The sequence below is a fragment of the Nonomuraea sp. NPDC050022 genome (genome assembly GCF_044460705.1).
GTDB lineage: Bacteria > Actinomycetota > Actinomycetes > Streptosporangiales > Streptosporangiaceae > Nonomuraea.
Genome location: NZ_JBITKE010000004.1, coordinates 479,344 through 502,339, shown reverse-complemented (window position 1 = coordinate 502,339; position 22,996 = coordinate 479,344). Strand labels below are relative to the sequence as shown.

General features: G+C 70.4%; 24 protein-coding genes and 1 tRNA gene. 9 read left to right on the top strand and 16 right to left on the bottom strand.

Annotation, left to right across the window (positions count from 1 at the left end; all coding sequences use genetic code 11):
• Positions 1-10: 10 nt before the first annotated feature.
• The 3 genes from ACIBO2_RS18970 to ACIBO2_RS18960 form a co-directional block, all read right to left on the bottom strand.
• The gene (locus ACIBO2_RS18970; RefSeq protein WP_358534271.1) at positions 11-1,108 is read right to left on the bottom strand and encodes a Dyp-type peroxidase; all 1,098 of its coding nucleotides are present in this window, start codon (positions 1,106-1,108) and stop codon (positions 11-13) included.
• Entirely contained in the window at positions 1,105-1,632 is a 528-nt protein-coding gene (locus ACIBO2_RS18965) for a copper chaperone PCu(A)C (protein ID WP_358534269.1), read from the bottom strand. The genes ACIBO2_RS18970 and ACIBO2_RS18965 overlap by 4 nt, the downstream gene beginning before the upstream one ends.
• Before the next feature lie 73 nt (positions 1,633-1,705).
• Positions 1,706-2,248 carry an MFS transporter gene (locus ACIBO2_RS18960; RefSeq protein WP_397298137.1) on the bottom strand — a complete coding sequence of 181 codons (543 nt, stop codon included), beginning with the start codon at positions 2,246-2,248 and terminating at the stop codon, positions 1,706-1,708.
• A gap of 107 nt (positions 2,249-2,355) precedes the next feature.
• On the opposite strand from ACIBO2_RS18960, the gene ACIBO2_RS18955 reads away from it, so the two are divergent.
• From ACIBO2_RS18955 to ACIBO2_RS18945, 3 genes are all read left to right on the top strand, one after another.
• A complete protein-coding gene (locus ACIBO2_RS18955) occupies positions 2,356-2,952 on the top strand; it encodes a TetR/AcrR family transcriptional regulator (protein WP_397298135.1) in 597 nt (198 codons plus the stop codon).
• Positions 2,949-3,323 (top strand): VOC family protein, encoded by a 375-nt coding sequence (locus tag ACIBO2_RS18950; RefSeq protein ID WP_358534263.1) that lies wholly within the window; start codon positions 2,949-2,951, stop codon positions 3,321-3,323. Before ACIBO2_RS18955 ends, ACIBO2_RS18950 begins: the two co-directional genes overlap by 4 nt.
• Before the next feature lie 136 nt (positions 3,324-3,459).
• Positions 3,460-4,188 carry a hypothetical protein gene (locus ACIBO2_RS18945; protein ID WP_358534261.1) on the top strand — a complete coding sequence of 243 codons (729 nt, stop codon included), beginning with the start codon at positions 3,460-3,462 and terminating at the stop codon, positions 4,186-4,188.
• An 89-nt stretch (positions 4,189-4,277) separates the two neighbouring features.
• On the opposite strand, the gene ACIBO2_RS18940 is transcribed toward ACIBO2_RS18945, so the two are convergent.
• The 3 genes from ACIBO2_RS18940 to ACIBO2_RS18930 are packed head-to-tail and all read right to left on the bottom strand — an operon-like array spanning position 4,278 to position 10,480.
• Complete coding sequence (locus tag ACIBO2_RS18940) at positions 4,278-6,869, bottom strand: LuxR C-terminal-related transcriptional regulator (RefSeq protein ID WP_358534259.1); 2,592 nt, start codon at positions 6,867-6,869, stop codon at positions 4,278-4,280.
• A gap of 48 nt (positions 6,870-6,917) precedes the next feature.
• Positions 6,918-7,079, bottom strand: a complete 162-nt coding sequence (locus tag ACIBO2_RS18935; RefSeq protein WP_358430534.1) for a hypothetical protein — start codon at positions 7,077-7,079, stop codon at positions 6,918-6,920.
• 59 nt (positions 7,080-7,138) lie between these two features.
• Positions 7,139-10,480 (bottom strand): BTAD domain-containing putative transcriptional regulator, encoded by a 3,342-nt coding sequence (locus tag ACIBO2_RS18930; RefSeq protein WP_397298132.1) that lies wholly within the window; start codon positions 10,478-10,480, stop codon positions 7,139-7,141.
• Between the two features lie 113 nt (positions 10,481-10,593).
• Here ACIBO2_RS18930 and ACIBO2_RS18925 point away from each other — a divergent pair, with 113 nt between their 5' ends.
• Complete coding sequence (locus ACIBO2_RS18925) at positions 10,594-11,112, top strand: universal stress protein (RefSeq protein WP_358534255.1); 519 nt, start codon at positions 10,594-10,596, stop codon at positions 11,110-11,112.
• Positions 11,113-11,485: 373 nt separating this feature from the next.
• Here the strand turns inward: ACIBO2_RS18925 and ACIBO2_RS18920 are convergent, their stop codons facing one another.
• Positions 11,486-12,853 (bottom strand): PLP-dependent aminotransferase family protein, encoded by a 1,368-nt coding sequence (locus ACIBO2_RS18920; protein WP_397298129.1) that lies wholly within the window; start codon positions 12,851-12,853, stop codon positions 11,486-11,488.
• A gap of 67 nt (positions 12,854-12,920) precedes the next feature.
• Here ACIBO2_RS18920 and ACIBO2_RS18915 point away from each other — a divergent pair, with 67 nt between their 5' ends.
• The 5 genes from ACIBO2_RS18915 to ACIBO2_RS18895 all read left to right on the top strand — a co-directional run bounded on the left by ACIBO2_RS18915 (position 12,921) and on the right by ACIBO2_RS18895 (position 15,808).
• The gene (locus ACIBO2_RS18915) at positions 12,921-13,370 is read left to right on the top strand and encodes a carboxymuconolactone decarboxylase family protein (protein ID WP_358534251.1); all 450 of its coding nucleotides are present in this window, start codon (positions 12,921-12,923) and stop codon (positions 13,368-13,370) included.
• A 38-nt stretch (positions 13,371-13,408) separates the two neighbouring features.
• Entirely contained in the window at positions 13,409-14,662 is a 1,254-nt protein-coding gene (locus tag ACIBO2_RS18910; RefSeq protein ID WP_358534249.1) for an MFS transporter, read from the top strand.
• 186 nt (positions 14,663-14,848) lie between these two features.
• Positions 14,849-14,968, top strand: a complete 120-nt coding sequence (locus ACIBO2_RS18905; RefSeq protein WP_214635294.1) for a DLW-39 family protein — start codon at positions 14,849-14,851, stop codon at positions 14,966-14,968.
• A gap of 16 nt (positions 14,969-14,984) precedes the next feature.
• The gene (locus ACIBO2_RS18900) at positions 14,985-15,713 is read left to right on the top strand and encodes an HAD-IA family hydrolase (protein WP_363991948.1); all 729 of its coding nucleotides are present in this window, start codon (positions 14,985-14,987) and stop codon (positions 15,711-15,713) included.
• 19 nt (positions 15,714-15,732) lie between these two features.
• Positions 15,733-15,808, top strand: a tRNA-Ala gene (locus tag ACIBO2_RS18895).
• A 56-nt stretch (positions 15,809-15,864) separates the two neighbouring features.
• Here the strand turns inward: ACIBO2_RS18895 and ACIBO2_RS18890 are convergent.
• From ACIBO2_RS18890 to ACIBO2_RS18850, 9 genes are all read right to left on the bottom strand, one after another.
• The gene (locus ACIBO2_RS18890) at positions 15,865-17,052 is read right to left on the bottom strand and encodes a tyrosine-type recombinase/integrase (protein WP_397298126.1); all 1,188 of its coding nucleotides are present in this window, start codon (positions 17,050-17,052) and stop codon (positions 15,865-15,867) included.
• Complete coding sequence (locus ACIBO2_RS18885; RefSeq protein WP_397298124.1) at positions 17,052-17,258, bottom strand: helix-turn-helix domain-containing protein; 207 nt, start codon at positions 17,256-17,258, stop codon at positions 17,052-17,054. Before ACIBO2_RS18885 ends, ACIBO2_RS18890 begins: the two co-directional genes overlap by 1 nt.
• A gap of 13 nt (positions 17,259-17,271) precedes the next feature.
• On the bottom strand, positions 17,272-18,858 hold the full coding sequence (locus tag ACIBO2_RS18880; protein WP_397298122.1) for a replication initiator: 1,587 nt from the start codon (positions 18,856-18,858) through the stop codon (positions 17,272-17,274).
• Positions 18,855-20,285, bottom strand: a complete 1,431-nt coding sequence (locus ACIBO2_RS18875) for an FtsK/SpoIIIE domain-containing protein (RefSeq protein WP_397298120.1) — start codon at positions 20,283-20,285, stop codon at positions 18,855-18,857. The genes ACIBO2_RS18880 and ACIBO2_RS18875 overlap by 4 nt, the downstream gene beginning before the upstream one ends.
• Before the next feature lie 87 nt (positions 20,286-20,372).
• Positions 20,373-20,690 (bottom strand): hypothetical protein, encoded by a 318-nt coding sequence (locus ACIBO2_RS18870; RefSeq protein ID WP_397298118.1) that lies wholly within the window; start codon positions 20,688-20,690, stop codon positions 20,373-20,375.
• Positions 20,687-20,968, bottom strand: coding sequence for a hypothetical protein (locus ACIBO2_RS18865; protein WP_397298116.1), 282 nt, complete (start codon positions 20,966-20,968; stop codon positions 20,687-20,689). The genes ACIBO2_RS18870 and ACIBO2_RS18865 overlap by 4 nt, the downstream gene beginning before the upstream one ends.
• Positions 20,968-21,399, bottom strand: a complete 432-nt coding sequence (locus ACIBO2_RS18860; protein WP_397298114.1) for a plasmid replication, integration and excision activator — start codon at positions 21,397-21,399, stop codon at positions 20,968-20,970. The genes ACIBO2_RS18865 and ACIBO2_RS18860 overlap by 1 nt, the downstream gene beginning before the upstream one ends.
• Positions 21,400-21,510: 111 nt before the next feature.
• A complete protein-coding gene (locus tag ACIBO2_RS18855) occupies positions 21,511-22,245 on the bottom strand; it encodes a GntR family transcriptional regulator (protein WP_397298112.1) in 735 nt (244 codons plus the stop codon).
• Positions 22,246-22,486: 241 nt separating this feature from the next.
• Positions 22,487-22,771, bottom strand: coding sequence for a hypothetical protein (locus ACIBO2_RS18850; protein WP_397298110.1), 285 nt, complete (start codon positions 22,769-22,771; stop codon positions 22,487-22,489).
• Between the last annotated feature and the right edge of the window lie 225 nt (positions 22,772-22,996).

The window sequence follows — 22,996 nt, the reverse complement described above, 5'->3', positions numbered from 1 at the left end:
GGCCGGGAGCTCAGCTGAGCAGGCTGTCTCCGATCCAGCCCTCGGGTGCGCAGCCCGGTGGGATGGCGAAGACAGCCGAGCCGACGGGTGTGATCCACTCGTTCAGCAGGTCGCCCTTGGCCAGGTTGCGCTGGATGGGAACGAACTGCCGGTCGATGTCCGCCTGGTAGGAAGCGAACAGCAGCCCGGAGTCCGATTCGCCGTCCGGAGTGAGCCCTTCGTCATAGTTGTAGGGACGGCGCAGGATACGCAGTCCCGGGTCCGTGACGTGCGCCCGCCTGATGTGGGCGTACTCGGAGATGATCGGGAAGCCGAGCTTGTTCACCTGGCGGTAGTCCGCCTCGTCGCGTTCCGCCCGGCCGGTCAGCGGGGCGCCCGTGTCGAGACGGCGGCCGATCGTGAACTCCCTGGCCACCCGGTCGGCCGCGTCCCATGACTCCAGGCTCATGCGGATGCGCCGCAGCACCAGGGTGGTGCCGCCGCGCAGCCACGCGGGTCCTTGGGAGATCCACACGGCCCGGTCCAGGTCGGCGGGCTGGATCGTGCCGTCGACCTGGCCCATCAGGTTGCGCCGCGTCGCGCTCTGGAAGCCGCGCTGGATCCAGCGGACCTTGGCGAACGCGCGGGCGTCCTTGACGATCATCCGCAACGCGTGGGCGACGGTGACCCCGTCGTCCGCGCAGATCTGCACCATCAGGTCGCCGCCGCTCCACCGCTTGTCCAGCTTGTCGATCGTGAACGACGGCAGCGGAGCCACCGGCGACTCCGCCTTCACCGCCGCGAACAGCCCCGGACCGAAGCCGAACGTGATCGTCAGCCGGGCGGCCGTCGCGGCCAGCTCGGGCTCGGTGTCGGCCAGCGCGGGCCGCCCCTGGGTGAGGCGGCGCGCGTCGTCGGTCAGCAGCTGGAGGAGCCGTACGACGGCCTCCTTGTCGCTGTCCGGCGACAGGTCGAGGCCGACGAAGACGGCGTACGCCTGCGGAGGCGTCGCGATCCCGGCCTGGTGGGGCCCATGAAAGGGCTCGACAGTGGCTTGCGCGGGGGCTGCGGTCAGGGCACCGACGGCCGTCAGAGCCCCTCCGGCGATGAGACCCCGGCGGCTGATCACTTGTGGCCCATGCCGGGCTGGTAGTCCTCCTTGCCACCGGCGAAGTCCTTGCCGATCGCGGTGAACTCCAGCTGCTCGCCGCCCTTGACGGTGAGCGTGAACGGGATCCGGGCGCCCGGCAGCACCTCCTGCGCGACGCCCATCAGCATGATGTGGTCGCCGCCGGGCCGCAGCTCGTGCGTGCCGTGCGCGGGGATGACGAAGCCGCCCTCCTTTGGCCGCATGATCATCTTGCCGCCGGACTCCACGACCTCGTGCAGCTCGATCTTCGGGGACAGCGGCGAGGCGCCGGAGACGATTGTCACCTCGGCGTCGGTGTTGTTGACCAGCGTGCCGAAGGCGGCGCTCATCCCCTTCTTCGCGGTCTTCACCCAGGGGTCGGTGATGGTGAGGGCCACGGCGGGGGACTGCTCGGCGGCAGCGGGGGACTGCTTGGCCGGTACGGCGGCGACCTGCGCGGAGCCGCAGCCCGTGAGCGCGAAGGCAGTGGCGGCGGCGAGCAGCAGGGCATGGCGAGAGAACATGAGGGAATGCCTTTCTCCACCCGGTACGGCACGCCGAAGCGCGCCCTGCCGGGCGTGGTCATCGAAACGGGGGTTAGCTGGTTTCGACGACCATCGGCGGACCCCGCCCGGAGACCACGTGCCGCAGCACGGCCGAGCGGAAGACCGGTGGCTCCGCCGTACACGGAGCTTGGAACGGCGCCCGGATGACGGGCAGCAGCACGACCAGCAGCCGTACGGCCAGATGGCGCAGCAGCCCCCAGAGCAGGGCCTCGCCGCGCGCCAGCCACAGGGCGGTCAGCCCGATCGCCCAGCCGTGCGCGACCAGCATGCCAAGACCCGGCACCAGGCCCGAGTGCGCGTGACCGATCGCCGCGATCGGCGAGGCGGCGTGGGCCAGTGAGAACAGCAGGTGCATGACCACCTGGAGGCCGCCGAGCAGCGGCAGGATCGCGCCTACGGTGCGCTCGCGCCCCGACAGCGGGAAGGCCGCCGCGAACGACAGCCCCAGCGCGATGCCCATGGCCGGCGCTCCGACAGTGCCGCCGCCGAACGCGTGCGCCGCGACGCCCAGCCCGAGGCACACCGCGGCGAAGGCCGAGGTGCGGGCGAGGCGGAAGGGCAGACCGGCGGTCACAGTGCCGTCATCATGCCACGGCCGTTGGCCGCCCCGCGATCAAGAATCGGAGTGAATACTCACTCCGCTCTTGACGGAGTGAGTATTCACTCCGTACCGTGGTCCGCATGAGTGAGAAACCAGTCCGGCGCAGGGCGCCGGGAATGAGCCCGGAGGAGCGCCGCGCGATGATCATCGCCGCCGCCCTCCCTCTGGTGGCCGAGTACGGCACCGCCGTCACCACCAGCAAGATCGCCAGAGCGGCGGGCATCGGTGAGGCCACCGTCTTCCGTGTGTTCGCCGACAAGGACGAGTTGCTCGACGCCTGCATGGTCGAGGCGATGCGGACCGACCGCGTGGTCACGGAGCTCGCCTCCATCCCGCTCGACCAGCCGCTGGCCGACCGGCTCACCGATGCGGCCGACGCGCTCCGCGCCCACCTGGAGCGGATGGGCGCCGTGGCCGGAGCCCTGCATTCCAGCGGCCACCGGAGCGGCGAGCGGCGCGGCCGCCCGCAGCCGGGCAGCCGGGAGGCGTCCATGGAGCTGATCGGGGACTCGATCGCCGACCTGCTCGAACCGGACGAGGCGGCGCTGCGGCTGCCCGCCGCGCAGGTGAGCAAGATCTTCCTGGGCCTGCTGTTCGCCCGGTCGGCCGTCCTGTCCACCGGCCAGTTGGTCGAGGTGTTCCTGCACGGAGCCATCAAGGAGAAGGAGTCGGCATGACCGTGTCCCTCAATCACACGATCGTCTCCGCCGCCGACAACAACCGGGAAGCCGACTTCTTCGCCGACATCATGGGGCTCGAGCGTCTGCCACCCACAGGGGCCCGCGGGCACTTCGCCCCCGTGCGGGTCGATGAGCGGCTCACGCTCGACTACATGACCGTCGAGAATCCTGAGGGGCATCACTTCGGGTTCGACGTCGATCCGGCCACGTTCGACGCGATCCTGGCCCGCATCCAGGAGCGCGGCGTGCCGTACGGGAACCACCCCGCGACCCCCGACAACGGACGGATCGACCACCCGCTCTGCCCGCGCGGGCTGTTCTTCACCGACGCGGTCCGCAACCTCTACGAGATCATGTCGCGTGAGTGAGCGCGCCTCGCCGATCAACGCGAAGCAACCGGCGGCGTGCGCCGCCGACCGACTCGGGGCCACGCCGACCGATGCGGAGCCACTGGCCGCGCCATCGGCCGACACGACCGCTTCTTCCCCGGCATAATGGCGCTCAATGCCGAAATTACATGACCTGGCGGATTATGCGGCGACCATGGGTCCCGTCATCGGCGCGGTCCACGTGAACGTGCATGCCTCGGCTCGCGCGCAGGACGCGGGACTGCTGCCCGGCTTCCTGATCGACCTGCGTTTCACGCTCCCCCTCCGCCCGCTGAGCCGCCGCTCGCTCGCCACGATCTACCGGTACGGCGACGCGGCCGAGCTCGACGCCGAGATCCAGGACCACCTGGACCTGGGCATGCTGGAGGAGGACGGTGACGGCGCGCTGCGGGCGACGGCCAAGGCGCTGGCGTTCATCGACGGCCTCTACGCCGTGCACGCCGCCACCACCGAGCGGATCTGGGCGGGCCGCGACCTCAAGACGCTCGCCGACCTTGCCGGACGGGTGATCGGCGCGGCTGGAGCGGATCCTGGTGACGCGCAGGGCGCCACGACGGATCTGGGCGCCTTCGCCGCGATGGCGCCGCCGTACGAACCGGTGGGCACGCCGACGGGTGTGCTGCTGTTCAACCGGCTCGCCGCGCTGCGCTACCACCGCGCCGACTCGCACGCCGCCGCCTGGCGGGCCGCCGGCCTCACCGCCGCCGAGATCATCGTGCTCGGGCCGGGGCCGCTGCGCGACCGGATCGAACGGGAGACTAACCGGCGGGCCGCCGAGCCGTACGGCGCGATCACTGAGCACGAGCGCGCGCTGTTCCACGACGGCCTGCTGGCACTGGTCTAGCGAGCCCCGGCCCGCTCAGAGCGAGCCGGGCAACACCGCTCCGAGCGAGCCGGGCAACGCCCACTCAGAGGGCGGCGAGTAACGCCCGCTCAGAGAGAGGCGAGCAACCGGCCCACCTCCGCACGGTCGTTGACGCCGAGCTTCTCGTACACGGCCTGCAGGTGGTTCGCGGCCGTCCGGGTGGAGACGGTGAGCCGGGCGGCGATCTGCCGGTTCGTCAGGCCGGCCGCCGCGAGCTGGACGATCTCCCGCTGGCGCGGCGTCAGCTCGGGCGTGGCCAGCTCGACCAGCGCGGGCGTCGACACCCCCGGGCAGCGCCTGGCCAGCGACCACGCCCTGGTCTGCGCCCCCTTGGCCAGAGCGCCCCTGCCCATCGCGCGGTAGGCGGCGGACTCCTGGGCGGTGGCCTCGGCGGCGTACAGGATCATCCCGAGCCGCTCGAACCCGGCCGCCACCGCACGCAGCTCGTCGGGGTCGCCGGTGGCCCGCGCGTGCCGGGCCAGGAGCCCGGCGAGGTGCCCGTCCACCCGTTCGGCCAGCGCGGACAGGCGGTCAGCGGCCAGCGCGGGAACCCCCAGCCGCACCAGATCGTGCAGCGCGAACATCAGATGCCCCGACTGCTCGTGCTTCTCCGCGGCGTCGGCCGCCGTCAGGCACAGGCGTACCGCCTCGTCCAGGTCCCCGCTGGCCGCCGCCACCCACACCGCGGCCTGCAGCGTCGGATAGCGGGTGAACGCCCATCGGGAGGCCAGCTCCTCGGCCTCGGCCTGCAGGTCGCGCGCCTCCGCCGTCCTGCCCAGCAGCGCCAAAGCGTGCGCCTGCTCGGCCAGGCACCGCCCCCGGTACGGCGAGCGGTCGTACAGCCCGGCGGCGTCGTCGCGGCTCCAGCGCACGGCGCCCTCGGCGTCGCCCCGCAGCCTGCTGACCAGCGCGCGGAACGCCCCGAACCCGGAGACCGACAGCTCGGCGGCGGCCAGCTCCATGCCGTAATCGGCGGTGCGCTCCGCCGCGTCCAGCCGCCCGGCGAACGTCTCGGCCGCGCAGCGCGCGTCGAGCATCGTCGGCAGCGCGTGCGGCGTCTCGTCCCCCCAGCCGTCCACCCCGGCCAGGGCCTGCTCGACGACCGCGATGGTGTGCTCGGTCCGTCCCGAGTAGGCGCTGGTCCACGAGTCGAGCGCGGCCAGGTGCGCCGCGCCGCGCACGGTGATCGGCGTGCACGCGCGAGCCCGTTCGAGCGACTCGACGGCTCGGGTGGTGCGCCCCGCCCAGAACTCGGCCACGCCGAGGTAGATGTGCGCCTCCTGCTGCCAGGCCGAGTCGGTGAGTGTACGAGCCGCCTCGCCGAGCACCCGGCACGCCTCGGTGAGCGAGCCCGCCCAGGCGTGGTTGAGACCCAGGCTGATGGCGTGCTGCGCGCGCTCGCTCTCGGTGACCACCGCCGGTGCGGTCTGCCGCAGCGCCGTCAGCGCGGCGTCGGCGTCGCCGAGCACCATGAGCGACTCGCCGAGCAGCGCGACCGCGGCCACGCTCGGTCCCGCGTCCATCGCCGCCCTGGCCAGCCGCGCGGCCAAGCGGGGATCCTGCCTGGCCCAGGCCAGCCGCGCGGCGACGAGCAGCATGTCCGGATCGGTGGTCGAGCCGCTGTCGAGCCGCCACACGGCCGCGCGCAGCACGTCCTCGCGCCGCCGCAACCCGCTCGCCTCCAGCGCCTCGGCGAGCATCCGCAGCCGCCGCCGGGTCCGCAGCGTGCCGCAGCCGCCGCGTACCACCTCGCCATAGAGGGGGTGGCCGAGCCGCAGATGCTCCCGCTGCACGTCGCGTACGGCCACGATCAGCCCGCGGTCCTCGACTCGCTCCACCGCGATCGGCGAGGTGAGCGAGACCAGCAGATCGGTGCCGAGCGGCTCGCCGAACGCCACCAGCTCCAGCACCTCCCGCTCCTCCTGGTCGAGGTGCCCGATCCTGGCGTCGACCAGCTCGCGCAGCCGGGTGGTCATCGACAGCTCGCCCTGCCAGCGCCACTGCCCGTCGGTCTCGGTCAGACATCCCGAGGTACGGCCGGCGTGCACGACCTCGCGCAGGTAGAGCACGTTCCCCTCGCTGACCCTGGCCAGGTGCCTGACGGTCTGTCCGGCCACCTCCCCGCCGAGCGCCCCCTCCAGCACCTCCCCGACCTCGGCCACGGTCAGGGGCGGCAGCTCGACCCGGCGGAGCAGTTCGTCCTTCCACAGCGCGGCGACCGGCGCGGGCAGCGGCTCACCGCTGCGCACCGTGACCAGTAACCTCGCGGCGCCGCTCTCCGCCAGGTGGTGCACCAGCGCCGCCGAGGCGGCGTCGAGTCGGTGCGCGTCGTCCACGCTCACCAGCAGCTCGTCCCGTCCCGCGCTGATGCCCAAGTGTCGCGCGGCCCAGCGCAGCAGGTTCTCCCCGCTGCTGGGCGGTTCGGTCAGCGCGTGGGCGAACGCGCCGAACGGGATCGCCGCCGCCGTCTCCGTACCCAGCGCCCGAACCACCCCGTACCCCTCCAGGCCGGACAGCGCCTGCGCCGCCAGCCTGCTCTTGCCCACCCCCGCGTCTCCGGCGATCATCACGCCCGCCCGCGACCGCAGTGCCCCCCGTATGGTCGCCAGCTGGCCCCCTCGCCCGACGAACGGCCATCTGCTCCCCAGCTGCTCGCTCATCGTGCCTCCTCTCACCCTCGATGATGGTGAGCGAGGTTCGCGGGAGGTTCAGGGCTGATCTCGGGTCAAACCGGCGGCGGAGAGCAGCAGGTCGACGATCGCCTCGCTCCCGCTGAACGGCACCGGTTCGCCACCGACTTCTTCGAGCAGCCCGCGGAGCTGGCCGCCGGACTGCTCAGGCTCGACCAGCCGTACGATGACCGTCCTCATTTCGGCACCATCTCCCCGACCGGTTCAGGCCAGGTTCAGGTGGGTTGGAGAGGGGCCGCTCAGGTGGGGTAGGGCGCGGGCTCGACCTCCAGCTCGCGCATCCGCTCGGCGTACAGGGCGTAGCGCCGCCGCGCGTCGCCGCGCCGGCCTGCCGAGTCCAGCACCCGCACCAGGCCGAGGTGGGCGCGCTCGTCGTAGCGGTCGCGTTCGAGCAGGCGCAGCCAGTAGCGAGCCGCCTCGTCGTGCCGCCCCTCGCCCGCCCGTGCCGTCGCGAGCCTGGCCGCCGCCCGCACGTACGCCAGCCTCGCCTCCTCCCGCAGCCCCACGGCCCAGTCGGCGTACGGATCCTCCTCGCAGAAGTCGCCCCCGTAGGACGCCTCGGCCTCCGCCCACCGCGCCAGCGCCTCCGCCGCCCGGCCCGCCTGATCCAGTTGCCCGGCCGAGCCCACCAGATCGAGGAAGCCCTCCACATCGACGTCCACGTTGGCCAGATCGAGCCGTAGCGCGCCCTCGTCGGAGACGACGAACTCGTCCGCCGGACGTACATGATCCGGATCGAGCACCGCTCGCAGCGTCGACACCATCACGTTCAGCCGCTTCAGCCCGACCGCGTCGCCCTGCTGCTCCGGCCAGAGGATCTCCACCAGCCGCTCCCTGCCGATCGCCGCGCCCCGGCGGCTGACCAGGATCTTCAGCAGATCGCGGGCCTTGCGCGACTGCCAGGCGGTGCGGGCGACGGGCACCGCGCCGCGCAGGACTCGGAACGTTCCCATGGTCTCGACCCGCACGCGCGCCTCCGCCACCGGCGTGAACCGGCCGACCAGCGCGTCGATCCGGGCATCGAGCGCCCGGCAGCCGATCGCGTGCATGCGGCTCCTGACCTGATGCGCGATCTCCCTGCCGGGCACCGCGTCGCCCAGCGCGGCCCTGACCAGCTCGGCCCTGGCCCGGCCGATCGGATCGCCGAGCGCCGACCACTGACGCACCGCCTCGTCGGCCAGCCGGGAGTCGCCGTCGAGCTCGGCGCGCAGCTCCACCATCGCGGCCCGCGCCGCGTGATCCCTGCGCCGCACGGCGACGGACTCGGCCTCCGACAGCAGCACCCTGGCCTCGTCGTACCGCCCGGCGGCCAGCGCGACACGGGCCGCGACCAGCCTGGCGTCCACCCCGGCGATGCCTTCCGCGTGCTTCAGCGCCCGCGCGGCCACGCGGGCCGCCTCATCGGGATCGTCGTCCGTGAGCAGGACGGCCAGTTTGTTCAGGGCGTTGGACAGCTCCTGAACCTCGCCGGACGCGCCGGCGTCCGCGATGATCCGCCGGTAGATGGCCATCGCCGACCTGCGGTCGCCGCGCAGCACCTGGATGTCGGCCAGCCGGATCAGCCCATAGCCGACGAACCGCGACCCCATCGCCTCCCACCTGGCCGCCGCGTCCGCGGCGTCGATCGCCGCCTCCTCCAGCCGGCCGAGCCCGATCAGCGCCTTGGCCCGGTTGGCGATGTTCAGCGCGGCGTACGGGGCGAACGACACCAGATCCGACAGCCTGGCCGCGATCTCGACCTCCGCCAGCGCCCTGGTGTAGGCGGCCTCGTCGAGGTGACAGGAGGCGCGATTGGCGCGGATGCGGATGAGCTGGACGACGTCCCCGGCCCGCTCGGCGTACTCCAGCGCGCGCAGGTAATAGGCGTCGTTGGCCCGCCGATCGCCGTCGAGCGAGGCGAGCATGGCCTGCACGGTGTTGGCCGCGGCCAGGGCTCCCGGATCGCCCAGCGCGCTGGCCAGCTCCAGCGCCCGGTCCGCCAGCTCGGCGCAGCCCGCCCGGTCGCCCTTCAGCCAGAGCACCGACGCGGTGGAGGCCGCGCACATCGCCGCGTCGGCCGGCGGCAGCCCGTACTCGAAGCCCTTGGTGTAGATGGCGATGGCCGAGTCGAGGTCGCCACGCAGGTGGTCGATGAGGCCGAGCCGCCTGGCCAGGAACGCGTCGAACACCGAGGTCGCCGCCGCGCGGGCGAGCAGGTCGCGCGCTCGGGTCCAGTCGCCGCGATTCTGCTCGGCGATGCCCGCGAGCCGCTGCATCGCCGGCGACTGCCGGATCGGCTCGGGCAGCAGGGCGAGCGCCGCCACCACGTCATCGCCGCGCTCGGCCAGGCGCAGGCCGTGCGTGCCGAGCAGCGAGGTGACGAGCGTGCTGTGCCGGGTGGCGACCGCGGCGCGCAGGGCCAGCTCGGGCTGGTCGTGCTCGACGTACCAGCGGGCGGCGACGGCGGCCGTGTCGTGGGCCTCGTGCCGGTCGAGCGGCGCGTGCGCGGCCAGTACGTGGGCGCTGGTGGCGGTCAGCCGGTATCCGCTGGGGAGAGTCGGCCGGTGCGCGCCGGTGGGCAGGGTCGGCCGGTGCTCGCCGACCGTGGGGTGGTTGCCTGTCCCGGCCGGCTGGTGTCCGTCGGCCGCGCGGTGGGTGCCCGTCGAGGCGGCCCCGGACCGGTGTCCGTCGTGGCCGGCCTCCAGGAACAGGCCCCGGCTGGTCAGCGAGGCCAGCGTGTCGGGCGGGGCGCCGAGCGCGGCGGCGAGGTCGTCGGTGAGCACGGGCAGCACGGTCGCCGCCCGCAGCAGCTCGCGCATCGCCGCGGGCAGGTCATTGAACGCCGACAGCGTGAGCCGCTCCAGCGTGGCGGAGGTGGCGGCCAGGCCCGCGGCCGTACCCGGCCAGGCGGCCGGATCGGTGCGGGCGAGCGCGTCGAGCGCGGCCCGCACGGCGGCGGGCCAGCCGCCACAGGCGTCATGCAGCGTGGCGGCGATCGCCGCCCCAGGCTCGCCCAGCCGCTCGCGCGCCCAGGCCGTGGTCTCGCCGATCGTGAGCGCGAGGTCGGTCGCGTCGAGGTCGAGCACCTCATGGTCCTGGCGAAGGCGGGCGGTGGGGAACGGCAGCGGCGCCCGAGATGCGGTGACCACGTGCAGGTGGCGGGGGGCGGCCCGGACCAGGGTCTCGACATAGCGTACGGAGCCGGCCGCGCCGACGATCGTCTCGATGCCGTCGAAGACTAAGGCGAGCCCCCGTCGCAGCCGCCCCGCCAGCGCCTCGGCCAGCGCGCCCGCCAGCGCCGCCGCCCTGGACAACTCGTCGGCGTCCGGCCCGAGCGGGGACTCGGCGGCGGCGGCGAGCTCGGCGGGCAGGTCCGGAACCACCTCCGCGAGGGCCGCGACCAGCGCGCCGGCCAGCGTGGTGAGGTCGCGATCGGCGGGCCCCAGCCGGTGGAGCACCGCGCCGACCGCCTCACTCCAACTCGTCAGCGCGATCGACTTGCCGTAGCCCGTGGTGGCCACCAAAGTGGTGAGCCTGTGCGTCAGCGCCCCGTCGAGCCGCCGGTCGAGGGCGGGACGGGGTTGCACCCACCCACGTTCCACCCACGCATGCTACGCCGGGGATCGCGAACGACTCCAGAGTTCGCAAAGTGCCACCTCCCGGTAACCGGGCCGGAGGCGCACTATGGTCGAGTACCTCTTCGAGGAGGGTCGCGGTGGATCAGGACCTGCCCGGCGGAGCGAGGCTGATCGTGGGGGTGGACGAGTCCCCGGCCTCGCGCTGGGCACTGGCGTGGGCCATCGGGGCCGCGCGGCTGCATCGGATGGCGCTGATCGCCGTCCACGTCAGCCGGGCCCCGGTACACCCCTTCCCCGAGGCGCTGCCCGTGCAGCACGCCATGAAGGCGGGGGAGGAGGCGCGGTGCAACGAGGTGATCGCGGGCGTGTTCGACGACGTGGCCGGTGGGCTGCCCGCCGACCTCACCACGGCGGTGGTCGGCCGGGTCGGTGACCCCGGCTATCACCTCGTCGACCTGGCCCGTGAGGGCGATCTACTGGTGCTGGGGCGGGGGAAGCGGGGGATGATCAGCCGGTTGTTCCTGCCTTCGACGAGCATGTACTGCGCTCGGCACGCCAAGACGACGGTCGTGATCGTCCGGCAGCCGACACCGCCGGACGAGCCGCACCTGCCGGGGGAGCGCACGCGACGGTTCTGGAGCCGCAAGCACATCTAGCTGGGTCGGGTGTCCGTTTCTCCTCTCTCCGACTCCCGGACCTCCGACTCCCGGACCTCCGACTCCCGGACCTCCGACTCCCGGACCTCCGACTCCCGGACCTCCGACTCCCGGACCTCCGACTCCCGGACCCCCGACTCCCGGACCCCCGACTCCCGGACCCCCGGCTCCCGGACCCCCGGACCGTTCGGACCCCCGGACCCCCAGGTCCGTCGACCCCGGTTCCCCCGGGTCCCCGATCCCTCCGACCCCCGGACCGACCCCCTCGGGTCCCCTGGGTCCTCGACCTCCTGGGTCCCCCGGTCCCCCGAAGGGGGTATCTCCCAATAAGGACCCCAGCCCCCACAGACCGTCACAGGGATCGAGACGGTCGTTAGCCCAGGGCTTCCTTCAGGACGCTCAGGCCCGAGGGGATCTCGGCTTGCTGGATCGCGCCGTACCCCAGAACCAGGCCCTGCTGGGCGGGGCTCTCACCGCAGTAGGCGTCAAGCCGTTCCAGGGCCAGCCGGGGAACCGGGCGTACGGACACTCCGGGGGAGAAGCGGGCGCACAGGTGCAGCCCCGCGACCGAGGGGACCAGACGCAGGCGGTCGTCACCGGCGAGGGCGTCGACGACGAGGGCGTGGCGGGCGGCGTACTCGCGGGTGGCCTTCCTGATGTGTCTGGCCAGCAGGCCCTCGTCGATGAAGCGGGCCAGCGCGGCCTGCGTGGACAGCTCGCCGTGGCAGTCGCTCAGCTGCCTGGCGGCGCGCAGCGCGGGCATGAGCGAAGCGGGGGCCACCAGGAAGCCGAGGCGCAGCATGGGCAGCAGCGTCTTGGAGAAGGAGCCGATGTAGATGACCCGCCCCGCCCGGTCCAGGCTCTGGAGCGGCTCCAGCGGCCGGTCGCCGAAGCGGAACTCACTGTCGTAATCATCCTCGACGATCACGCCACGCCGCCGCTCCGCCCAGGCCAGCAGCGCGGCGCGCCGAGCCAGCGACATCGGAGTGCCGAGCGGGAACTGGTGGGACGGGGTGACATACACCAGCCGGGCGGCGTTGGGGATGGCGGTCACGTCGATGCCCTCGCCGTCCACCGGGACTCCGACGACGCGGGCGCCCAGCGAGCGGAACAGCCGGCGCGCGGGCGGGTAGCCCGGCTCCTCGACCGCCACGCAGGCGCCGGGGTCGATGAGCACCCGGCCGACGAGGTCGAGCGCCTGCTGGGCGCCGTCGGTGATCAGGACGTCGTCGGCGCCGGCTCGTACGGAGCGGCTGATGCCAATATGTCGGGCTATAGCGTCCCTTAGGGCTTCGTGGCCGGAGGGGTCGGCATATCCGGCGAGGCTGGTACGGAGCTCACGGGCCACCAGCCTGCGCCACGTCTCCATCGGGAACAGCCGGGGATCGGGCACGCCCACGCGGAAGTCGTACTCGTGACCGGCGGCTGGTGAGTCGGCGGCCACGGACCGCCAGATGGCGCGGGGCCGTACGACCCCCTGGGGCGCCGCCCTGGTGCGTACCCGCTCCGCCGAGACGAACGTGCCCGCGCCCGCCCGGCCGACGAGGAAGCCGTCGGCCACCAGCCGGTCGTAGGCGACCGCGACCGTGTTCCGGGAGATCTCCAGCCGTCTGGCCAGCTCGCGGGTCGGCGGCAGGCGTTCGCCCGATCTGAGCCGGCCGTCGAGGATCGCGTCCAGCAGCTGCCGGTAGACCTGTGCGGCCAGGTCACCCCGGCCATGAAGGCTTACATGGACATCCATCTTGGCCCAATCATTTACCCGAAAATTGGAGCTTATATCGGGACAAGATGAGTCTTAGGTTGGAGCCATGACAGAGCGCATGAACCTCGGCGAACTCGCCGGAGAAGCCTACAAAGCCATGGCCGGCCTAGACCGGTACGTCCGGCACAGCACCCTGCCCGCACCCTTGCTGGAGCTGGTACGCCTGCGCGCCAGCCAGATCAACGGCTGCGTCTACTGCGTGGACATGCACAGCGGCGACGCCAAGCAGGCGGGCGAGAGCGACGCCAGGCTGCACGCCGTGGCCGTGTGGCAGGAGGCCCCCTTCTTCACCGACCAGGAACGCGCCGCCCTGGCCTTCACCGAGGCCGCCACCAGGCTCTCGACCGACGACATCACCGATGAGATCTGGCAGCGGGCCGCCGAACACTTCGACGACCAGGAACTCGCCGCCCTGGTGGTGGCCGTCGCCACGATCAACGCCTGGAACCGGATGGGCGTGGCCACCCGCATGACCCCCGAGTCCTACAAGGGCTGACCACCGGTGCCACTCTTACCGCGACGGGACCTGCGACGATGACTACGACGGGACCCACTCCGGAACCCACGACGGGACCCATAACAGCGAGCAGACGGTCGAGCTGGGGGTCGAGCAGAGGGCTCCTCGTACAGGCGCAGCTGGCGAACTCGATCGGCGACGGTGCCTACCTGGTCACCTCGGCGCTCTATTTCGCCAGGATCGTCGGCCTGTCGGCGACGGAGATCGGCTTAGGGCTCACGCTGGGCTGGGCCGTCGGCACCGTCGCGGGCGTCCCCCTCGGCCACCTGGCCGACCGCCGCGGGCCGCGCGGAGTGGCCGTCCTCCTGGCCCTGTCGACCGCCGTCGCGGTCATGTCGTTCCTGTTCGTGCGGTCGTTCGCGCTGTTCGTCCTGGCCGCCTGCCTATACGGCACCGCGCAGACCGGCCTGTCCGCGGCCCGCCAGGCGCTGCTGGCGGGACTGATCGAGCCGGGCAAACGCACCGAGGTCCGGGCCGTACTCCAGTCCACGATCAACGGCGGCCTCGCGATCGGCGCCGCTTTGGGCGGATTCGCGCTGCACGTGGACACCCGGGAGGCGTACCTGGCCGTGTTCGCGGTGGACGCGGTCAGCTTCCTGGCCGCCGCCCTCCTTCTGCTCCGGCTGCCCGCCGTCGCCCCGGTCCCCGCCGCTGCCGGGCCGAAGCTGGCCGTGCTAAGGGACCGGCCGTACGCGGTGATCACGCTGATCAACGCGATCATGCTCTTCTACATGCCGCTGCTCAGCCTGATCGTCCCCCTCTGGATCGTCCAGCGCACCACGGCACCGACCTGGCTGGTCTCGGCCCTGCTCCTGGTCAACACGGTGAGCGTGCTGCTCTTCCAGGTACGGATCGCGCGTCGGGTCAGGGGCCTGGCCGACGCCTCCCGATCGGTGCGGTACGCGGGCCTGGTCATGCTGGCGGCCTGCGCGGTGTTCGCGATGTCGGCCATCGGCTCGTCGGCCTGGCTCGCCGGGCTGATCCTGCTCGCCGCGTCTGGGCTCCAGGCGTACGGCGAGATGCTGCTCGGGGCGGGCGCCTGGGAGATCGGCTTCGCCCTGGCACCGGCGGACAAGCAGGGCCAGTACCAGGGCTTCTTCGGGACCGGGATGGCGGTGGCCAGGATGCTCGGCCCGGTCGTTCTCACCACCCTCGTCATCGGCGGGGGCACGCTGGGGTGGCTGCTGGTCGGCGGCCTGTTCGTGGCGGCCGGCGCCGCGATGGGCCCGGCCGTGAGCTGGGCCACCCGCAACCGCTACGGTTTGACATGATCTACCTGGTGTCCGAGATGGGACGGGATAACCGGCCCCACCTGGGGTTGTTCATTCGTTCTTTGCACATCCGGTACATCTGGTTCGTGCACAACACAAGGACCGCAGCCATCCCTTGCTAGGCTGCATGTCAACCGTTGGGTCTCACCCCGGCAGGTGAGGCCGTCGAAGAAGTGGGGTCACACCGTGAAGAAGCTTGTCGTTCTGGCGCTGATCGCCCTTGGGGGGCTGCTGGTCTGGCGCAAGGTGCAGGCCGACCGCGCCGAGCTCGATCTCTGGACCGAGGCCACCGGCAGCGAGAACTAACCGACCTGGCGAGGCGATGAATGACGTCGTCCAGATAAAGCTGGCGTGCCTGGACCTGGCCGGCACAACAGTCGGTGACATCGCCATGGTCGAGCGGGCTTTCGCTGAGGCGATAGCCACTCAGGGCATCGTCCCCGGGACCGGCGCGTACGCGCGTGCCATGGTGCACGTGCACCGGTCCCGGGGCTGTCCCAAGATCGATGTCTTCCGAGGGATCTTCCCCGGCAACGAGGCCCAGGCTCAGGCGGCGAACCTGACGTTCGAGCGCTCATACGAGGGTGCGCTCGACCGAGCAGGTCTCGTTCCCATGCCCGGAGTCATCGAGGTCCTCGACAAGCTCCGCGGCTCCGGCCTGAAACTGGCCCTGATCACCGGCTTCAGCCGCGTCACCCTGAGCCGCGTCCTCAGCGTCCTCGGCTGGCACGACAAGATCGACCTCGCCATCTGCCCCGAAGACGCCGGCGGCCGTGGCCGCCCCTGGCCCGACATGGTCCTGCACGCCGTACTCCGCCTCGGCATCGAGGACGTACGACAGGTGGCGGTCATCGGCGACTCGGAAAGCGACATGCTCTGCGGCCGCCGAGCCGGCGCCTCGATCGTGGCCGGCGTGATGACCGGCGTCCACAGCCGGGAGCGACTCCTCAAGGGAGGCGCCACACACATCCTGGACTCGATCGCCGACTTCCCAGGCTTGATCTTGAGCGAAGACCCGAGTAGGCAGCAGATGGGTGTCGGGGGCCGGTAAGCTATCTTCGTCACGTCGAGGGGCCTTAGCTCAGTTGGCAGAGCGCCTGCTTTGCAAGCAGGAAGTCAGGAGTTCGAATCTCCTAGGCTCCACCAGCAAAAACACCCCGCCACTGATCATGTGACGGGGTGTTCGTGCCATTAACGTGCCATTAGCTCGTGGAGACCAGCGCGCCCGCGCCGTCGTCATCTCCCCTCTTGCGCTTCTTCTCCGCCTTCTTTCGCTCAGCTTTCACTCGTGCGGTGAGTGCGTCGGCGATCCGCTGGTCTGCGTCTCGGGTGGCGTGCTGGTAGATGAGCGCGGCCCGGTCGCTGTCGTGTCCCATCCGTGCCTTGAGATCAGCGAGGCTTGCCCCTGACTGCGCGGCCAGCGTGTTCCCCGTGTGTCGAAGATCGTGAAAGTGCAGGTTCAGGAGACCCATCTCCTTGAGCGCGTCCGCCCATCGGGCTTCACGCCGAAAGTTGCCGCCCCGTAGGAACGCGCCCCGCTTGCCGAGGAACACGAAGCTGTCTTCGGCCTCGTCGACGAACAGCGCGAAGTGCTCGACCAGCGACGGGATGATGACCGAGGGAATGCTGACAGCCCGCCGGCCAGCTCGTGACTTGAGCGGCCCCAGGCGCATCTCACCGCCGTCGAGTTCGAGGAGCTGTTCCCGCACCTGCACGGTTCGTTCCTTGAGATCGATGCTCGAACGGCGCAGTGCGATCACTTCACCCCAGCGCAAGCTCGCGAAGGTGGTGAGCAGGATGAGCGCCTTGAATCGCCTGTCCGCCATCCGGTCGGCGAGCTCGAAGACCTGAGTCACGGTCAGCACCGGGCGTTCTGGGGTGTGCTCGTTGCCCGCACCCTTGATCCGGCACGGGTTGCGACTGATCATCTTGTCCTCTTCGACAGCCGTCATCAGCACGGCCCGGAGCAGGCGGTACGCCTTTGCCGCCGTGGAGACGGACACGCCACGGTCGAGGAGACCCGCACGCCAGGAGCGGACCGTCTTCGTCGTGAGCTTGCCGACCGAGACCTTTCCCAGCGTCGGGACGATGTGGCGCTCCAGCAGCCACGTGTACAGCTCGACAGTCTTCGGCCGAAGCCCCGGACGTTCCTTGATCCAGTCCCGCGCGTAGTCGGCCAACTCGATCTTGCCGCGCTCAGGATCGGTCCATTCCCCCGAGATCATCTGAGCCTCGATGAGCGTCAGCGCCCGATCAGCGTCCGTCCTGGTGGCGTAGGTCGTTGTACCTGTGTGGATTACGCCGTCTGGCCCGGGATAGCGAATCTGGAAGCGTCCAGAGGGGAGCTTGCGGATATTGCCGAAACGCCGGTGTCTGTCCTTGTTGGCCATCAGGCGGCCCTCCCTGTGACGTCCTGGTGGGTGAGGGGCGCGATGGTGCCCGCGACGACGAAGGCGATCAGAGCCGATTCGCGGATGCGGACGTGTCTGCCGACCTTCACGAACTCGATACGTCGCTCAGAGATCAGGCGACGGACGAAGCGCGCCGAGGTGTGCAGCAGTTCGGCCGCTTCATCGACGGTCAGTAGCTGGTCCACGTATCTACCTCCTTCACGCCGCTTGTGGATCTGCCGAAAGATCTTGGCCGTCTGCTCTGGCTTGGAGTTCGGCCATGTGGGCGCGCCAGCGTTGCCGCTCGCGAACGGATCGCAGGAGCCGGACAGCCAGGGGAGCGACATTGGCGTCACCGACCGGGATAGGTCGCCAGACGTAGCGGTGTGGGTCTATGGGCTCGTCTGCCTTGCCGAGGGCCTCCAGGACCCAGGTACGGCGGTCCTGCTTGTGCTCCGCCAGCGTCTTGTTCGACCACTTACGGGAGACCAAGACGCGGCGGCCCGCATACCCGAGGTGTTCGGGCTTGTGCGCCTTGGACCGGCATCGGCCAGGCGCCATCCCCACCTTGGCACCCTTGGGCTGGACGCCGTAGCGCAGCCAGTTCGGGCAGGTCGGCGAGCACGGCTCGTAGCGCAGGGCGTCTACGAAGCGAGCCGCGTGCTCCTGCTGGGCGCGACTGTCGAGTCCGTCGCCGAGGCTTTTGGTCAGATACTTCGATAGGTAACGGATGCACTGGTCGGCGTCCGTAGTGCCCGCGAGCACGCCCTTGACGTCCACCTGCTCACCGAAGCGGATCGCATGCAGCGGCTCGGCGTCCAACTCGTCGAGGGCCTCGTCCCAGGTAGGGAGTACCTCTCCGGTGGCGGGGTCGAGGTAGCCGGCCCCTTCCTGCCAGACCGGCAGGTGCTCGCCCTCGAAGACCACCTGATCGACAGAGGGCCACCACACCTGGTGGTACGTGGCCGCCGCGATCTGCTTGATCTCCGCTCGCGGTAGCGTCCCCCGGATGGCCATGTGCAGGTGCGGAGCAAGCCGTTTCTGTGGTTCCACGGTGGCGAAGTACTGCACGTCGTAGCCAGCGACGCGGCGAAGGTTCTGCACGAACCGGTCCACCAGCTTGGAGAAGTGCAGCGCGTCCCGAGCAGCCCGCGCGTAGTCGTAGGTGTTGGGATCGACGGGCGCGCCGTCGCGGACCTTGCCGTACGAGGGCAGGGTGAGCGTGACGAACAGCGAAGGCCGGTAGGTCCTGCCGTCCGGGGCCTGGAACGTCCGGCCCAGCGTCGTGTGCGCCATCTTTCGCTTGGGCAGGTCTGGCGCGTCCTGCCGCCGTCGGGTCGAGCGCGAGCGCTTTGGAGTCGCACGGCCGAGCACGCTCCCGCGCATACCAGCCGCGTTGATCTCCTCGTCCAGGCCCTCGATGACCGAGTCCAGGTCGGTGGTGTCGCCGCCGTCGCGTTCGGTGTCGTCGCGCTGCGCTTGGATGTCGGCGCGGAACTCGACCAGCCAGCGCTGTTCCTCGTTGGGCTTGTCCGGGGTGATCGTGGGTTCGTCGTCCAGGTGCCAGCCCTCACGGCATTGGGCCTTGCGCAGTTGCTTGTTGCGCTTGGCGCACGGCGGGCACTTGCTGTCCATCGGCGAGCCGCACGGAACGTCGATGATCTCCCACCGGCCGGTGTGGGTGTCGAGCCGCTTGAGCGGGACGGGGCGGATGCACACGCCGTGTTGCTTGGCGACCTCTTCCATGACGTCGCGGGCAAGCGGCTGGGCCATCCGCAGGGCGCGAGGGGTGGACCGGTCCGTCATCGGGCCTCACCGCCCTCTGGGGCGAAGTCGGCGACCATGGCGTGGATGTCGGTATCGGAGACATAAGCCGCGCGGACGCGTACCGGGTCGGGCGAAGTTTCCAGCCGGACGTAACCGATGCCCGCGCCCTTGTCGGGGTTCGGTGAGATCTGGTCGGCGAGCGCGCCACGGTCGCGTGCGCCGTCGCCGAGGACCATGTCCACCTGTTCGGATTCGTCGAGCCGGAGGGCGATCTTGTCGGGGAACAGGTTGCGGATGCTCATGACCTCTTTGCGCGGGTCTTGAAGGGCCGCCAAGACGCCGACACCGACCGCCCGTCCCTGGGTGGTGAGCGTGGCCAGCGCAGCGGAGACGCGCCGTCGGAGGTCCTTGTCAGCCTGGTAGGCGGTCAGGAACGCGACCTCATCGACGATGACCAGGATGAACGGGTCATCGACGGTGGGCGTGTGAGAGCGCTGGACACCGCCGAAGCGGGCGGCCCGCTCCTGCATCGTCTTGACGGCCTTTTCCAGCAGTTCGGCGCACTCTTCAGGGGTGGCGGCGTAGTGGGAGCCGAACAGGGCACGGCCGAAAGAGAGCTCCATCAGTTTGGGGTCCAGCGCCCAGATCTCCACCAGGCCCGCCCGAAGCGCCGGGAGTAGCGCGCGGATGGTCGACCAGATGATGGAGCCCTTGCCCGCACCCGTGGCACCCGCGACCAGTACGTGTGTACCAAGGATCTTTAGCAGCCAGGGAGAGCCGTCCTCCTGCCTGCCGATCTCGACCGGCCCCACGGTCGGCACAGCTGGGATGGGGAGAGCGGGCATCGGCGTGGCCAGCGGATCGCGTCGAGGGAAGGTCAGCATCAGCCGACCGGCCTTGACTACCTGGACACGGCACGATGGTGCGCCGAAGCCGTGCGCGAGATGGTCGGTACGGTCGGACCAGTCTTTGACGGTTTGCCCGTCGAGCATGCGCACGGTGACGGTGTCGGCCCAGGCGCTGCAGGTGACCTTGCCGAGGCGGGGCAGGTAGTCACGGCCGCGCAGGTGTTTGCCGAGCCCGGAGACGATCATGACCGGTTGCCAGTGGCGGCGGTAGACGAATATGAGCCGCCACCAGGCCAGCAGCCGCCGGCCGACCCAGCGGGCGAACGAGCCGCGATCGACGAGGGCCCAGGCGATGAGCCCTGCTGGGATGGGCGCGACCAGGAGCAGCGCAGTTTGCCAGCCGTACAGCCAGCACAGCACGGATGGCACCGCCAGGACCACGACGGCGATCGGGTGCCGCCAGACGGTACGGACCAGACTCACGAGGAGCCGACCGGCCAGGATGGCGATGGTGATGATGGCGGGGGTGGTGACGACGGCCGGGCGGAAAACGACGGCCGTGTCGGGGGTGGTGGAGACGAGGTTGCGCGCCTCGTCGCCGGGAAGCCTGCGGAACATAAGGTGGATGCCTCTCGTGATGTGGAGTCGTGGGAGAACCGAGGGGCCGCCGGAAGTTGCCGCTTCTGGCGGCCCCGCCTTGCTTGGTCAGGCCGCCGTGTCGGTGGCGGTCTTGCCGGTGGCCGACTGGTTGATGTGCAGGCGCTCGCAGTCGGCCAGGTAGCGAGCAGCGGCGTTGAAGATCTCGCGGGCCGTGTTCAGGTCCGCGTCGGTGACGGGTCCGGCCCCGGTGGTGGAGACCGACACGTTCGCCTCGCGGGAGGCGATCTCCAGGTACGGGCGCGGGCTGTCGAGCATTCCGGCACGGATGTTCAGGTCCGCCGTGTGGAAGGAGATGTGCAGACGCGGAGTGGAGCCGGGCTCCATCGACAGCGTGATGTAGGTATACGGGCCGAGGTTGCTCATGCCGCCGTCCCGTTCTGCACCATCTCGTGGTCGCTGATCATGGCGCGGTAAGTGCGCTCGACCAATCGGGCGTAGCGGGCGGCCTCGTGGGCGAGCTGACGTGCGAACGTCAGGTCGTCTGCGGTCACGGGTCCTCTTGCGGTGACCTGGACGCAGGCGGAGCCGAAGTCGAGCGCCAGCACCGGCTTACGGTGGCCGTAGGGGTGGAGCAGGGTCCGGGCGGTCCGGCCGGTGGTCAGCCGGATCACGCTGGTTCGAGGGGTACGGCGTCGGGTCATCAGGCGGCGTCCTTTCCGACCTTGGCCGTCTGGTTGGTCTGGTTGGTCTGGTTGGTCTGGCGGGGAGCATGCATCTCGTGGACCTTGATCGAATAGGCGAGACGTCCGGCCGCGTTGACGTACGGCGTGACGGACATGCCGTCGAACTCGACCGGCGTGAACGGAAGCCCCGGCATCGGGGCGGGAGGCACCGGCTGCACCGGCGCGAGGATCTTGACCGCGACCGTCTTCTGAGCGGGCTTGAGGGTCGGGTCACCGTCCATGACCGCGACCTGCCAGACCAGCTCTTGGGTCTGCTTGTCGCGGGCCTGCACGAACCGGCCGTTGGACGAGGCGTCGAAGTCCTTGACGGGTTCGACCTCGCCGACGATGTAGCAGCCGTGCGGGAAGACCATGGCGAAGGTGACGGGGACAGGGCCTTGCAAAGCCATAAGGTTTCCTCTCTCGACTGACAGGCACTTAACCTATCAAGTGCTTAGAGCATAAGAAGAGCCCGCTTGATAGGTCAAGTGCCTAGGGCGGGCTCAGTGGGTAAGACTTCCCTAGCCAATCGGATAGGCGTCCTCCAGCTCATGACGATCCGCCGGCAGCAGTACCTCGACCACGACCAAAGGACGCCCGGACGCATCCCGGACCGAGCCGAAGACCGCCAGCAACGGCGTGTTCTTCGGCATGGCGAGCTGCTTGGCCTCACCGGCAGTGGGCATGCGCGCGGTGATCTGCTCCACGATGTGATCGAAGCGAACGCCCTTGCGCGACCGAAGGTGCCCACGCAGGCCATCGGGCAACGGTTCACCACTGGTCAAGTCCGTGCCCTCCGACAGCTCCAAGGGCAGCCAGAGCGAGACCAACTCGGTCGGCTCACCATCACGGACGATCAAACGACGACGCAGAAACGCCCTGCTCTTGGGTTGCAGCTCCAGCAGCGCCGCCACCCTGTTAGGCGCCGCTACCGCCCCCGCCTCGATCAGCTCCCCGGAGGCATCGGTCTCAGGGTTGGTGAGGTACGCCCGGCCTGGCCGGTTCTGCTCCACCGACGACATCGCCGGACGGCCGAGAACGAAACGCCCCTTGCCCTGCTGGGACTCGATCCAGCCCTGTTCGCGAAGCACCCGCAGCGCGGCCACCACCGTGGGGCGGGAGACGCCGAACTCTTGGATCAGTTGGTTCTCACTGGGAAGGAGGGAGCCCGGGGGATAGGTTCCCGATTCGATACGCCGTTGAAGAGTCTGCACAAGCTGCGCATACTTCGGCGGTACGGACTCAAGTGACATCATGACCGTCCAGCACCCGACAGGTTGTTTTACCAAGTTTGAGCGTATCCTGGCCGGACCCATCTGTCCACGCCAGTTCAGGCAACGCAAGCCGCCCAGGAACACACCCCGGCAGGCAAGACCGGCAGCAGGCGGCCGGGACGAGATTGCCATGGCCTGCCGGGATGAAGAGACGCGACGAGGCAGGGCAAGCGCACCCCGCCCCCTCCGACCGAGGCGCTGTCACTGCCTCGCCGCGTCCGTCTCAGCGACCCTTGACGTACTCGGCCAGGATCGAGGCCGCCCCTCGCGGATCGTTGGTCGGGTGTCGTTTCTTCGCGTCATGCCAGGAGTAGTACAGACCGTCGTACTCGACGATCACCCGCACCGGCAGCCCCGGACGGAGCCGCGCAACCATCAGGGCGCTGTTGTTGTCGCGCAGTTCCGCATTCACGCCGAAGGCGGTGAGCTCATCACGCAACTGCACAAGCATGCGCTCCGCAACCCACTGGATGACATCTGCCGCCAGTTCGGCCGCACTCGGATTCATCTCCCGCTCCCTTCGGCCTGGCCTCTTCCGAGGCAGTCGAGACACTCCCGCTCCCCAATCCGTTCGGGCCCCTCCCTGTCGTTGCCGATCAGGAGGGCGCGACGCGAGCCCCTCAGCTTGTAACCGCGCCCTCGACACGCAGGGCAGAGCCTTGCCTCGCTGTTCTCGTCTGGCCGGGTCACCGTCGCCATCTCCTTGCGAGTCGTTCGGTACTCCCTGTGGCGG